The sequence below is a fragment of the Streptomyces sp. NPDC004435 genome (genome assembly GCF_042873895.1).
GTDB lineage: Bacteria > Actinomycetota > Actinomycetes > Streptomycetales > Streptomycetaceae > Streptomyces.
The window spans coordinates 92,124-104,542 of sequence record NZ_JBIAMB010000019.1; the positions used below are offsets into that span (position 1 = coordinate 92,124).

General features: G+C 71.1%; 16 protein-coding genes. 13 read left to right on the forward strand and 3 right to left on the reverse strand.

Translation table 11 applies throughout. The features are described from left to right. Positions 1–30 precede the first annotated feature (30 nt). Complete coding sequence (locus ACFYT9_RS29680) at positions 31–975, reverse strand: ABC transporter ATP-binding protein (RefSeq protein ID WP_389168816.1); 945 nt, start codon at positions 973–975, stop codon at positions 31–33. Positions 976–1,145: 170 nt separating this feature from the next. On the opposite strand from ACFYT9_RS29680, the gene ACFYT9_RS29685 reads away from it, so the two are divergent. The 12 genes from ACFYT9_RS29685 to ACFYT9_RS29740 all read left to right on the forward strand — a co-directional run bounded on the left by ACFYT9_RS29685 (position 1,146) and on the right by ACFYT9_RS29740 (position 10,201). After that, a complete protein-coding gene (locus ACFYT9_RS29685; protein ID WP_376595996.1) occupies positions 1,146–1,871 on the forward strand; it encodes a helix-turn-helix transcriptional regulator in 726 nt (241 codons plus the stop codon). Beyond that, positions 1,868–3,283, forward strand: a complete 1,416-nt coding sequence (gene sufB, locus ACFYT9_RS29690) for a Fe-S cluster assembly protein SufB (protein WP_189850670.1) — start codon at positions 1,868–1,870, stop codon at positions 3,281–3,283. The genes ACFYT9_RS29685 and sufB overlap by 4 nt, the downstream gene beginning before the upstream one ends. Before the next feature lie 68 nt (positions 3,284–3,351). After that, positions 3,352–4,533: a Fe-S cluster assembly protein SufD gene (gene sufD / locus ACFYT9_RS29695; protein ID WP_360312841.1), complete on the forward strand. Its 1,182-nt coding sequence runs from the start codon at positions 3,352–3,354 to the stop codon at positions 4,531–4,533. Further along, positions 4,533–4,850: a bifunctional 3-phenylpropionate/cinnamic acid dioxygenase ferredoxin subunit gene (locus ACFYT9_RS29700; RefSeq protein WP_030322524.1), complete on the forward strand. Its 318-nt coding sequence runs from the start codon at positions 4,533–4,535 to the stop codon at positions 4,848–4,850. Before sufD ends, ACFYT9_RS29700 begins: the two co-directional genes overlap by 1 nt. Before the next feature lie 7 nt (positions 4,851–4,857). Then, positions 4,858–5,622 (forward strand): Fe-S cluster assembly ATPase SufC, encoded by a 765-nt coding sequence (gene sufC / locus ACFYT9_RS29705; protein ID WP_376595995.1) that lies wholly within the window; start codon positions 4,858–4,860, stop codon positions 5,620–5,622. Further along, positions 5,619–6,887, forward strand: a complete 1,269-nt coding sequence (locus ACFYT9_RS29710; RefSeq protein ID WP_169085948.1) for a cysteine desulfurase — start codon at positions 5,619–5,621, stop codon at positions 6,885–6,887. Before sufC ends, ACFYT9_RS29710 begins: the two co-directional genes overlap by 4 nt. Before the next feature lie 12 nt (positions 6,888–6,899). Continuing rightward, positions 6,900–7,373: a Fe-S cluster assembly sulfur transfer protein SufU gene (gene sufU / locus ACFYT9_RS29715; RefSeq protein ID WP_376595994.1), complete on the forward strand. Its 474-nt coding sequence runs from the start codon at positions 6,900–6,902 to the stop codon at positions 7,371–7,373. Continuing rightward, on the forward strand, positions 7,370–7,708 hold the full coding sequence (locus ACFYT9_RS29720; protein WP_376595993.1) for a metal-sulfur cluster assembly factor: 339 nt from the start codon (positions 7,370–7,372) through the stop codon (positions 7,706–7,708). The genes sufU and ACFYT9_RS29720 overlap by 4 nt, the downstream gene beginning before the upstream one ends. 133 nt (positions 7,709–7,841) lie before the next feature. Continuing rightward, a complete protein-coding gene (locus ACFYT9_RS29725; protein ID WP_360312850.1) occupies positions 7,842–8,162 on the forward strand; it encodes a multidrug efflux SMR transporter in 321 nt (106 codons plus the stop codon). Beyond that, entirely contained in the window at positions 8,162–8,758 is a 597-nt protein-coding gene (locus tag ACFYT9_RS29730; protein WP_389168820.1) for a TetR/AcrR family transcriptional regulator, read from the forward strand. Before ACFYT9_RS29725 ends, ACFYT9_RS29730 begins: the two co-directional genes overlap by 1 nt. 44 nt (positions 8,759–8,802) lie before the next feature. Beyond that, positions 8,803–9,789 carry a 2,3,4,5-tetrahydropyridine-2,6-dicarboxylate N-succinyltransferase gene (gene dapD / locus ACFYT9_RS29735; RefSeq protein WP_376595990.1) on the forward strand — a complete coding sequence of 329 codons (987 nt, stop codon included), beginning with the start codon at positions 8,803–8,805 and terminating at the stop codon, positions 9,787–9,789. Between the two features lie 193 nt (positions 9,790–9,982). Beyond that, the gene (locus ACFYT9_RS29740) at positions 9,983–10,201 is read left to right on the forward strand and encodes a hypothetical protein (RefSeq protein WP_376595989.1); all 219 of its coding nucleotides are present in this window, start codon (positions 9,983–9,985) and stop codon (positions 10,199–10,201) included. Here ACFYT9_RS29740 and dapA read toward each other — a convergent pair. Together dapA and ACFYT9_RS29750 are read right to left on the reverse strand one after the other, a co-directional pair. Continuing rightward, on the reverse strand, positions 10,193–11,074 hold the full coding sequence (gene dapA / locus ACFYT9_RS29745; protein ID WP_389168822.1) for a 4-hydroxy-tetrahydrodipicolinate synthase: 882 nt from the start codon (positions 11,072–11,074) through the stop codon (positions 10,193–10,195). The two genes, ACFYT9_RS29740 and dapA, sit on opposite strands and share 9 nt — an antisense overlap. A gap of 84 nt (positions 11,075–11,158) precedes the next feature. Next, positions 11,159–11,602, reverse strand: a complete 444-nt coding sequence (locus tag ACFYT9_RS29750) for a GNAT family N-acetyltransferase (RefSeq protein WP_389168824.1) — start codon at positions 11,600–11,602, stop codon at positions 11,159–11,161. Positions 11,603–11,695: 93 nt separating this feature from the next. Between ACFYT9_RS29750 and ACFYT9_RS29755 the strand changes: the two genes are divergently transcribed. Next, a complete protein-coding gene (locus ACFYT9_RS29755; RefSeq protein WP_389168826.1) occupies positions 11,696–12,409 on the forward strand; it encodes an antibiotic biosynthesis monooxygenase in 714 nt (237 codons plus the stop codon). Positions 12,410–12,419: the final 10 nt, after the last annotated feature.

Consider the following 12,419-nt stretch of genomic DNA (forward strand, 5'->3'; position numbering starts at 1 on the left):
ACCCCCGGCAGATCCCGGTCCTGCCCGCCGTCATGACCTCAGCTCCTTGCCGGTCAGTTCCAGGAACACGTCTTCGAGGGTGTGGCGCTCGACCGAGATGCGGTCGGGCATGACGCCGTGCTGGGCGCACCAGGTGGTGACCGTGGCGAGCAGCTGGGGGTCGACGGCGCCGGTGATCCGGTACGAGCCGGGGAGCGGCTCGGCGGCCTCGGTGCCGTCCGGGAGCGCCTTGAGCAGGGAGCCGAGGTCGAGGCCGGGGCGGCCGCTGAAGCGGAGGGTGTTCTCGGCGCCGCCGCGGCAGAGCTGTTCGGGGCTGCCCTGGGCGGCGAGCCGCCCGGCGTCGACGATCGCGACGTCGTCGGCCAGCTCCTCGGCCTCCTGCATGAAGTGCGTGGTGAGCACGGTCGTGACGCCGTCGGCGCGCAGTTCGCGGACGAGGTCCCAGGTGGCCCGGCGGGCCTGCGGGTCGAGTCCCGCGGTGGGCTCGTCGAGGAAGACGAGTTCGGGGCGGCCGACGACGGCCATGGCGAGGGCGAGCCGCTGCTGCTGGCCGCCGGAGAGCCTCCGGTAGCTCGTCCGGCCGCAGGAGCCGAGGCCGAGCCGCTCGATCAGGGCGTCGACGTCGAGCGGGTGGGCGTGCAGCTTCGCCATGTGGCGGAGCATCTCGTCGGCGCGGGCGCCGGAGTAGACGCCGCCGGACTGGAGCATCACGCCGACGCGGGGGCGCAGGGCGGCGGCGTCGGCGACCGGGTCGAGGCCGAGGACGCGGACGGTGCCGGCGTCCGGCCTCCGGTAGCCCTCGCAGGTCTCGACGGTGGTGGTCTTGCCGGCTCCGTTGGGGCCGAGGACCGCGGTGACGGTGCCGGTGCGCACGTCGAGGTCGAGACCGTCGACGGCGGTCTTGGTGCCGTACCGCTTGACCAGGCCGCGGACGCGGACGGCGGTGTCGGCGGTGCCGTCGGGCTCGTTTCGCATGCCGGGAAGTCTAGGAGAGGTGCTGGTGGGCGGGTCGGCCCGGGGGCTCGATTCATCCCACGAATGATCGTTTCCGCAGGTCAGGTAAGCCTTACCTGAGTGACGCACGCCATCGCCGCCGCTCCCGGTGGCGCTTGTCACTGCCTGATTAATTACGCAACAATGGCGTTGTGAAAAACCTTGGCGCGGCTCCGGTGGAGGAACTCGCGACCCGAGAGCGGTCCACACGCAACCGGGTCGCGCGGTCCATCCTGGATCACGGGCCGTCCACCGTCGCCGACCTCGCGGAGCGGCTGGGCCTCACCCAGGCCGCCGTCCGCCGGCACCTCGACGCGCTCGTCGCGGAGCAGGTCGTCGAGGCCCGCGAGAAGCGCGTCTACGGCGCCCGCACCCGCGGCCGTCCCGCCAAGGTCTTCGCGCTCACCGACTGCGGCCGGGACGCCTTCGACCAGTCCTACGACTCCCTCGCCGTCGAGGCGCTCCGCTGGATCGAGCAGAACGCCGGCGGGGAGGCCGCCGTGGCCGCCTTCGCCCGTGACCGCTTCGAGGCCCAGGCGGAGTCTTACCGCGAGGCCGTCGAGTCGGTCGAGCCGGAGCGGCGGGCCGAGGCGCTTGCCAAGGCCCTGACGGCGGACGGGTACGCTGCCACTGCGCGTAACGCGCCGGTCGGCGAGCAGCTCTGCCAGCACCACTGCCCGGTGGCCCACGTCGCCGAGCAGTACCCCCAGCTGTGCGAGGCGGAAACGGAGATCTTCTCCCGCCTCTTGGGAACGCACGTCCAGCGCCTGGCCACCATCGCCCACGGTGACGGCGTCTGCACCACGTTCATCCCGCACAGCGCCCCACAGACCGACGAATCAGCATCCGCAAGCACGGCCGGGAGGAACCCCGCATGACCACCGAGATCAGCCACCCCGAGCTCGAGGGCCTGGGTCGGTACGAGTACGGCTGGGCCGACTCGGACGCGGCCGGCGCCACTGCCAAGCGCGGTCTGGGCGAGGAAGTCGTCCGCGACATCTCCTCGAAGAAGAACGAGCCCGAGTGGATGCTGAAGCTGCGTCTCAAGGGTCTGCGCCTCTTCGACAAGAAGCCCATGCCGACCTGGGGCTCCGACCTCGGCGGCATCGACTTCGACAACATCAAGTACTTCGTGCGGTCCACCGAGAAGCAGGCCGCTTCCTGGGAGGAACTGCCGGAGGACATCAAGAACACGTACGACAAGCTCGGCATCCCGGAGGCGGAGAAGCAGCGCCTCGTCGCCGGTGTCGCGGCCCAGTACGAGTCCGAGGTCGTCTACCACCAGATCCGCGAGGACCTGGAGGAGCAGGGCGTCATCTTCGTCGACACCGACACCGCGCTGAAGGAGCACGAGGAGCTCTTCAAGGAGTACTTCGGCACCGTCATCCCGGTGGGCGACAACAAGTTCGCCTCGCTGAACACGGCCGTCTGGTCCGGCGGATCGTTCATCTACGTGCCGAAGGGCGTGCACGTCGAGATCCCGCTCCAGGCCTACTTCCGGATCAACACGGAGAACATGGGCCAGTTCGAGCGGACGCTGATCATCGTCGACGAGGACGCCTACGTCCACTACGTCGAGGGCTGCACCGCCCCGATCTACTCCTCCGACTCGCTGCACTCCGCGGTCGTCGAGATCATCGTGAAGAAGGGCGGCCGCTGCCGCTACACGACCATCCAGAACTGGTCGAACAACGTCTACAACCTGGTGACCAAGCGCGCCGTCGCCTACGAGGGCGCCACCATGGAGTGGGTCGACGGCAACATCGGCTCCAAGGTCACCATGAAGTACCCGGCCGTCTACCTGATGGGCGAGCACGCCAAGGGCGAGACCCTCTCCATCGCCTTCGCGGGCGAGGGCCAGCACCAGGACGCCGGCGCCAAGATGGTCCACATGGCCCCGAACACCTCGTCGTCCATCGTCTCCAAGTCGGTGGCGCGCGGCGGCGGCCGCACCTCCTACCGCGGCCTCATCGAGATCGGCGAGGGCGCCCCCGGCGCCAAGTCCAACGTCCTCTGCGACGCGCTGCTCGTCGACACGATCTCCCGCTCCGACACGTACCCCTACGTGGACGTGCGCGAGGACGACGTGACCATGGGCCACGAGGCCACCGTCTCCAAGGTCTCCGAGGACCAGCTCTTCTACCTGATGCAGCGCGGTCTCACCGAGCAGGAGGCCATGGCGATGATCGTGCGCGGCTTCGTCGAGCCGATCGCCAAGGAGCTGCCCATGGAGTACGCGCTGGAGCTGAACCGGCTGATCGAGCTGCAGATGGAGGGCGCGGTCGGCTAGTACCGCCACCGCCCCGCCCGTACCGCAGCGACTGATTCTTTACGCAGGAAGAGAGCAACACGACAGCCATGGCTGAGGCTCAGAACATCCCGGCGGGCTCCACCACCGCCGGCTCGATCGCGGTGGCCGCCGAGTCCACCGTCGCCACCCGCATGAGCGCCCCGCCGTCCTTCGACGTCGCGGACTTCCCGATCCCGCACGGCCGCGAGGAGGAGTGGCGCTTCACCCCGCTGGCCCGCCTCCGCGGTCTGCACGACGGCACCGCCGTCGCCACCGGCGAGGGCGTCCGGGTCGAGATCGAGGCCCCCGAGGGCGTCACCGTGGAGACCGTCGGCCGCGACGACGAGCGCCTCGGCAAGGCCGGCAAGCCCGTCGACCGCGTCGCCGCCCAGGCGTACTCCTCCTTCGAGAAGGCGTCGGTCGTCACCGTCGCCAAGGAGGCCGTCCTCGCCGAGCCGATCCGGATCGCCGTGCACGGCCAGGGCGGCACCGCCTTCGGCCACCAGGTGATCGAGCTCGGAGCCTTCGCCGAGGCCGTCGTCGTCATCGACCACACCGGTGACGCGGTGCTCGCCGCCAACGTCGACTTCGTGCTCGGCGACGGCGCCAAGCTCACCGTCGTCTCCGTGCAGGACTGGGAGAAGGACGCCGTCCACGTCGCGCAGCACAACGCGCTGCTCGGCCGGGACGCCTCCTTCAAGTCGGTCGTCGTCACCTTCGGCGGTGACGTCGTCCGTCTCCACCCGCGCGTCAGCTACGCCGCCCCCGGCGGTACGGCCGAGCTCTTCGGCCTGTACTTCACCGACGCCGGCCAGCACCAGGAGCACCGCCTCCTGGTCGACCACAACACCCCGCACTGCACCTCGAACGTCGCCTACAAGGGCGCGCTCCAGGGCCAGGACGCGCACGCGGTCTGGATCGGCGACGTCCTCATCCAGGCCGCCGCCGAGGGCACCGACACCTACGAGCTCAACCGGAACCTCGTCCTCACCGACGGCGCCCGGGTCGACTCCGTGCCGAACCTGGAGATCGAGACCGGCGAGATCGCCGGCGCCGGCCACGCCTCCGCCACCGGCCGCTTCGACGACGAGCAGCTCTTCTACCTGATGGCCCGCGGCATCCCGGAGACCGAGGCCCGCCGCCTCGTCGTCCGCGGCTTCTTCGCCGAGCTGGTCCAGCAGATCGGCCTGCCGGACGTCGAGGAGCGCCTGATCGCCAAGGTCGAGGCCGAGCTGGAGGCCTCCGTCTGATGGCCTTCGTCCGAGTCTGCGCACTGAGCGAGCTGGAGGCCGACACCCCGAAGCGGGTCGAGGTCGACGGCACGCCGGTGTCGGTCGTCCACACCGAGGGCGAGGTGTTCGCGATCAACGACATCTGCTCGCACGCGAACGTCTCCCTCTCGGAGGGCGAGGTCGAGGACTGCGCCATCGAGTGCTGGCTGCACGGTTCCAGCTTCGACCTCCGTACCGGCAAGCCGTCCGGCCTTCCCGCGACGCGCCCCGTCCCCGTGTACCCCGTAAAGATCGAAGGGGACGATGTGCTCGTCTCCGTCACCCAGGAGTCCTGAGTCACCCATGGCAACGCTCGAAATCCACGACCTGCACGTCTCCGTCGAGGCGGAGAACGGCCCCCGCGAGATCCTCAAGGGCGTCGACCTGACCATCAAGCAGGGTGAGACCCACGCGGTCATGGGCCCCAACGGCTCCGGCAAGTCGACCCTGGCGTACTCCCTGGCGGGCCACCCCAAGTACACGATCACCGGCGGCACCGTCACCCTCGACGGTGAGGACGTCCTGGAGATGTCCGTCGACGAGCGCGCCCGCGCCGGCGTCTTCCTCGCCATGCAGTACCCGGTCGAGGTCCCCGGCGTCTCGGTCTCCAACTTCCTGCGCACCTCCGCCACCGCCATCCGCGGCGAGGCCCCCAAGCTGCGCACCTGGGTCAAGGAGGTCCGCGAGGCCATGGAGAAGCTCTCCATGGACCCGGCCTTCGCCGAGCGCAACGTGAACGAGGGCTTCTCCGGCGGCGAGAAGAAGCGCCACGAGATCCTTCAGCTCGAACTGCTCAAGCCGAAGATCGCGATCCTCGACGAGACCGACTCCGGCCTCGACGTCGACGCCCTGCGCATCGTCTCCGAGGGCGTCAACCGCGTCCGCGAGACGGGCGAGGTCGGCACCCTCCTCATCACCCACTACACGCGCATCCTGCGCTACATCAAGCCCGACTTCGTGCACGTGTTCGCGAACGGCCGCATTGTCGAGTCCGGCGGTGCCGAGCTCGCCGACCAGCTGGAGAACGAGGGCTACGACAAGTACGTGAAGGGTGGCGCATCCGCGTGACTTCCGCCCATCAGGGGCTGACCGGCCTCCTCGACACCGAGGCGATCCGCAAGGACTTCCCGCTCCTGGATCGCACGGTCCACGACGGCAAGAAGATCGTGTACCTGGACTCCGCGGCCACCTCGCAGAAGCCGCGGCAGGTCCTCGACGCGCTCAACGCCTACTACGAGCGTCACAACGCCAACGTCCACCGCGGCGTCTACACGGTCGCCGAGGAGGCCACCGCGCTGTACGAGGGCGCCCGCGACAAGGTCGCCGCCTTCATCAACGCGCCGAGCCGCAACGAGGTGATCTTCACCAAGAACGCCTCCGAGTCGCTCAACCTCGTGGCCAACATGCTGGGCTGGGCCGACGAGCCCTACCGCGTGGACCACGAGACCGAGATCGCCATCACGGAGATGGAGCACCACTCCAACATCGTCCCGTGGCAGCTGCTCTCGCAGCGCACCGGCGCGAAGCTGAAGTGGTTCGGCCTCACCGACGACGGCCGTCTCGACCTGTCGAACATCGAAGAGGTCATCACGGAGAAGACGAAGATCGTCTCCTTCACGCTGGTCTCCAACCTGCTCGGCACCCAGAACCCGGTCGAGACCATCGTCCGGCGCGCCCAGGAGGTCGGTGCGCTCGTCTGCATCGACGCCTCCCAGGCGGCCCCGCACCAGGTCCTCGACGTGCAGGCGCTCCAGGCCGACTTCGTGGCCTTCACCGGCCACAAGATGTGCGGCCCGACCGGCATCGGCGTGCTGTGGGGACGGCAGGAGCTCCTGGAGGACCTGCCGCCCTTCCTCGGCGGCGGCGAGATGATCGAGACCGTCTCGATGCACTCCTCCACCTACGCGCCGGCCCCGCACAAGTTCGAGGCGGGTACGCCCCCGATCGCCCAGGCCGTCGGCCTCGGCGCGGCCGTGGACTACCTGTCGGCGATCGGCATGGAGAACATCGCGCGTCACGAGCACGCGATCACCGAGTACGCCGTCCGCCGCCTCCAGGAGGTCCCGGACCTGCGGATCATCGGCCCCACCACGGCCGAGGACCGCGGCGCGGCGATCTCCTTCACGCTCGGCGACATCCACCCGCACGACGTGGGCCAGGTCCTCGACGAGCAGGGCATCGCGGTCCGAGTCGGCCACCACTGCGCGCGGCCGGTCTGCCTGCGGTACGGAATTCCTGCGACCACGCGGGCGTCGTTCTACCTGTACTCCACTCCGGCCGAGGTCGACGCCCTGGTCGAGGGGCTGGAGCACGTCCGTAACTTCTTCGGATAGGGCGGCTGAGCTGTGAAGCTGGATTCGATGTACCAGGACGTCATCCTGGACCACTACAAGCACCCGCACGGGCGGGGCTTGCGGGACGGCGACGCCGAGGTGCACCACGTCAACCCGACGTGCGGCGACGAGATCACGCTCCGCGTGAAGTACGACGGCGAGCGGATCGAGGACGTGTCGTACGAGGGTCAGGGCTGCTCCATCAGCCAGGCCTCGGCCTCCGTCCTCAACGAGCTGCTGGTCGGCAAGGAGCTGGCCGAGGCGCAGAAGATCCAGGGCACCTTCCTGGAGCTGATGCAGTCCAAGGGCCAGATCGAGCCGGACGACGCCATGGAGGAGATCCTGGAGGACGCGGTCGCGTTCGCCGGCGTCTCCAAGTACCCGGCCCGGGTGAAGTGCGCGCTGCTCAGCTGGATGGCGTGGAAGGACGCGACCGCCCAGGCCCTGGGCGGAGACGACCAGAAGTCTGTGAGGAAGTCGGCATGACCGAGAACATCGAGGCCACGATGAAGCCGGCCTCCGAGGAAGAAGTCCGCGAGGCGCTGTACGACGTCGTCGACCCCGAGCTGGGCATCGACGTCGTCAACCTGGGCCTGATCTACGGGATCCACATCGACGACGCGAACATCGCGACGCTCGACATGACGCTGACCTCGGCGGCCTGTCCGCTGACCGACGTCATCGAGGACCAGGCCCGCGCGGCCACCGACGGCATCGTCAACGAGCTGCGGATCAACTGGGTCTGGATGCCCCCGTGGGGCCCGGACAAGATCACCGACGACGGTCGCGAGCAGCTGCGCGCGCTCGGCTTCAACGTCTGATCGACGACGGTACGAGGAGAGGCCCCCGGCATCGCGCCGGGGGCCTCTTCGCGTCCGCTCGCCCCGGCTGCCGGACCAGGCCGCCCGCGATCGTTGTGTACACCTGTACACAATGATGTGTACCCTCGTACACATGGGTTACGGACTGCTCGCCGGGGCCATCGCGGCCGAGATCATCGCCACCACCTCCATGAAGTACAGCGAGGGCTTCACCAGGCTCTGGCCCTCGCTCCTCACGGGTACCGGGTACGTCATCGCCTTCGCGCTGCTCGCCCAGGCCCTCAAGACCCTCCAGGTCGGCACCGCCTACGCGATCTGGTCCGGCGTGGGCACGGCCGCCGTCGCCGGCATCGGGATCCTCTTCCTCGGCGAGACCCTGAGCCTCGCCAAGATCGCCGGGATCGTCCTCATCGTCGCCGGGGTCGCCGTGCTCAACCTGGGCGGGGCGCACTGATGGCCCGGGCCCGCCGCTACGACCCCGAGCGCCGGGAGAGGATCGTGGACGCCGCCCTGCGGGTGGTCCGGCGGGACGGGATCGCGGGGCTGAGCCACCGCGCCGTCGCCGCCGAGGCCGACGTGCCGCTCGGCTCCACCACGTACCACTTCGGCTCCCTCGACGAACTCCTCGTCGCCGCCCTGCGGAAGCTCAACACGAGCTGGGCCGCCGAACTGCGCGGCGCGACCCTGCGCGCGGGGGAGGAGCTCCCCGCCGGGATCGCCCGGCTGCTCGGCGGGTGGCTCGGGGCCGACCGGGGCCAGGTGGAGCTGGAGTACGAGATCTACCTCGCCGCCCTGCGCCGCCCCGCCCTGCGCCCCGTCGCCGCCGAATGGGCCGAGGAGGTCGTCACCGTCCTCGCCCCGCACACCGGACGGGCGACCGCCCGCGCCCTCGTCGCCCTCATCGACGGCATCGGCCTCCAGGCGCTGCTCACCGACACGCCGTACGACGAGGCGTACACGCGCGAGATGATCGCGCGGATCCTGAACGAAGGCACGGACGAGCCGGTCCGGGACTCGTCGGAAGCTCCGGTCCGCCCGACCGGCCCCTGAGACCGGTTGGCCCGCGCGGTGCCCCGGACGTTAGGTTTTCCGTCATGACCACCACTGCTCCTCGCACCACCGGCGCCGTCGCCGCCGGCCTCGCCACCATCGCCGGTGACGGCACCGTCCTCGACACCTGGTTCCCCGCCCCCGAGCTCACCGACGAGCCCGGCCCGGCCGGCACCACGCGGCTCTCCCCGGACGAGGCGGTGAACGCCCTCGGCGAGGGCGCCGCCAAGGCCCTCGGCGTGGACGCCCGCCGCGGCGTCGAGGTGGTCGCCGTCCGCACCGCCATCGCCTCGCTCGACGAGAAGCCGCTCGACGCCCACGACGCCTACCTCCGCCTCCACCTGCTGAGCCACCGCCTGGTGAAGCCGCACGGCCAGAGCCTGGACGGCGTCTTCGGCCTGCTCGCCAACGTCGCCTGGACCTCGCTCGGCCCCGTGGCCGTCGACGACATCGAGAAGGTGCGGCTCAACGCCCGCGCCGAGGGCCTGCACCTCCAGGTGACCTCGATCGACAAGTTCCCCCGCATGACCGACTACGTCGCGCCCGCCGGCGTCCGCATCGCCGACGCCGACCGGGTCCGCCTCGGCGCCCACCTCGCCGCCGGCACCACCGTCATGCACGAGGGCTTCGTCAACTTCAACGCCGGCACCCTCGGCACCTCCATGGTCGAGGGCCGCATCTCCGCCGGCGTCGTCGTCGGCGACGGCTCCGACATCGGCGGCGGCGCCTCCACCATGGGCACCCTCTCCGGCGGCGGCAACGTCGTCATCTCCATCGGCGAGCGCTGCCTCGTCGGCGCCGAGGCGGGCGTCGGCATCGCGCTGGGCGACGAGTGCGTCGTCGAGGCCGGTCTGTACGTCACCGCCGGCACCCGGGTCACCATGCCCGACGGCCAGGTCGTCAAGGCCCGTGACCTCTCCGGCGCCTCGAACATCCTCTTCCGCCGCAACTCGGTCACCGGCGCCGTCGAGGCCCGCCCGAACAACGCGGTCTGGGGCGGCCTCAACGACATCCTGCACAGCCACAACTGACGGCCCGGCCGTCCTCCCGGCCAGGCCCGGCCGGCCGGGAGGACGGTCGGCCGCTCCCCGTGGAGCGCCCGCGAGGGCGTGCCTCGGGGCCCGTCCTCCGGAACGCCCGCGACCGGACGACAACCCTTCCGGTCACGGAGCGTTGTCACTACGGAGCGTGGTGCTCCGCCGAGAGACGAGGCGAGGAGTGGACATGAGGACGAAGCCGATGGTCGCGGGGGTGCTCACCGCGGCGGCTGTGCTGCTGCCGGCGGGGGCCGCCCGGGCCGACGAGACGCACACGCACAACGGGCCGACCGTGACCAACGGTCCCAGCCTCAGCCTGCACACCGGTCAGATCGACGACCCGCTGGAGGACGTGCTGGAGCACGCGGCGATCCTCGGCCGCACCTCCACCGTCGACTCAGGCTGATACCAGCTCCTCCAGGAGCGCGCGCAGCTCGTCGGCCGTCTCCCGGCCGGCGGGCCGCAGCGGTTCCCTCACCGGGCCGCCGAGCAGCGCCTTCACGGTGACGGTGCCCGGCAGGCCGGCCGCCATCATCCGCTCGACGAGCGGGAGCGTGCGGGCGTGCAGCCGGGCCGCCAGGGCGGTGTCGCCCGCGTCGTACGCGTCGAGGACGGCGGCCGTCTGACGCGGCGCCACGTTGGCGACCGTGCTCACGAAGCCGGCGCCGCCGACCGCGTACAGCGGCAGGTTCAGCTCCTCGCTGCCGGAGTAGTAGGCGAGCGGGGTCTCGGCGATCAGCCGGGCCGCGGCGAGCAGGTCGTACGAGCAGTCCTTGACGGCCGTGATCCGCGGGTGCGCGGCGAGCCGGCGCATGGTGTCGGGCTCGACGCGGGTGCCGGTGCGGCCGGGGATGTCGTAGACCATCACGGGGAGTCCGGTGCCGTCCGCGACCTTCAGGAAGTGGGCGGCGACCGCGTCCTGCGGCGGGCGGCTGTAGTACGGGGTGACGACGAGCAGCCCGTCGGCCCCGGCCGCCTCCGCCCGGCGGGCCAGCTCCACGGTGTGCCGGGTGTCCGCCGTGCCCACGCCGGCGACCAGGGCGGGCGCCGGGCCGACCGCCTCCCGGACCGCCCGGACCAGCGCCGTCTTCTCGGCGTCCGAGGTGGTCGGGGACTCCCCGGTGGTGCCGTTGAGGACCAGTCCGTCGCACCCCTCCCCGACCAGCCGGGCGGCCAGCTTCCCGGCCGCGTCGAGGTCGAGGGCGCCGGAGTCGGTGAAGGGGGTGACCATCGCGCAGAGGCTGCGGCCGAACGGGCGGTGCGTTCCTGGAGTGCTCATGGGGGAAGTCTGGGCGGACGCCATCGTTCAGGTCCACTTAGATCTTCTTGGGCGGAACGTTCAGTTCGAGTGAACGGACCCCGGTCAGAGGGCGAGCTTGAACCCCTCGTGGCTGCGGGCGTACCCCAGCGAGGCGTAGAAGCGGTGGGCGTCGGCGCGGGCCTTTCCGCTGGTCAGCTGAACGAGGGTGCAGCCGCGCGCCCGGGCGCGGTCCGCCGCCAGGTCCATCAGCAGGCGGCCCAGGCCGCCGCCCCGCCGGTCGGCCCGGATCCGGACCGCCTCGATCAGGGCCCGCTCGGCGCCGCCCCTGCCGAGGCCCGGGACGTAGGTGGCCTGGAGGCAGCCGAGGACCAGGCCGTCGTCGACCAGGACCAGCATCTCGTTGCGCGGGTCGGCGTCGACGGCCGCGAAGGCCCGCTCGTACGCCTCGGTGACGGGGACCGAGGCGGGGTCCACCACCCGGTCCTCGTCGGCGAGCAGGGCGAGGACGGCGGGCAGTTCGGCGCGGGTGGCGGGGCGAAGGATCATGGCGCGCAGTCTTCCACGGCGGACCCCCTTGACCTCGACCAAGGTTGAGGGTGGAGGGTCGAACCGTCCGCACCGAGCAGGAGGAGACACCCCATGAACGCCGTCGCACACCCCGATGCCCGCCCCGACCTCGACCGTCCCGGGGTCGGCGCCGTCCTCGTCAGCACCTGGAGGGTCGGCACCCCCGAGCGCCAGCGCGCGGCCGTCGAGGCCATCCGGAAGGCGTGGGAGAGCCGCGCGTGGCCGGACCTCGGGCTGCTCTCGTACAGCGTCCTCGCCGGGACCGACGGGGAGACGCTGTTGCACTACTCGCAGTGGACCGGGCAGCAGGCGTACGACGACTACGTCCGCACCTACCGCGACGACCGGAACGCCGAGATCGAGGCCGCCGTGCCGGACATCGAGCGGGTCGAGCTCCGCCGCTACGGGCCGATCCACCGCTCCACCGTCCGGAGCGGGCCGGACGCGGAGAGGCTGCCCGGGGTCGTCGTCATCGTCGAGGCCGACTTCGACCCGTCCGACGCGGGGCGCCGGGAGGAGTGGGTGGACCGGGTGTTCGAGGCCCTGGAGGAGGACGCGGTGAGGCGGCCCGTGCCCGGCGGGATCAGCGGCCGGTTCCACCTCTCCACCGACGGCGGCCGGGTCCTCAACTACGCCGAGTGGGAGAGCGAGCGGGCCCACGAGGAGTGGCTGGCGGACGAGGCCCCGCTGAGCGAGGCGTGGGCGCGGGTGCACCACCACCCGGCGCTCGCCGGCGGCCGGGTGCGCAGGTACGCGCCCGCGCTCAGCCTGAGCGCGGGCGCGTAGCGGGGCCTGC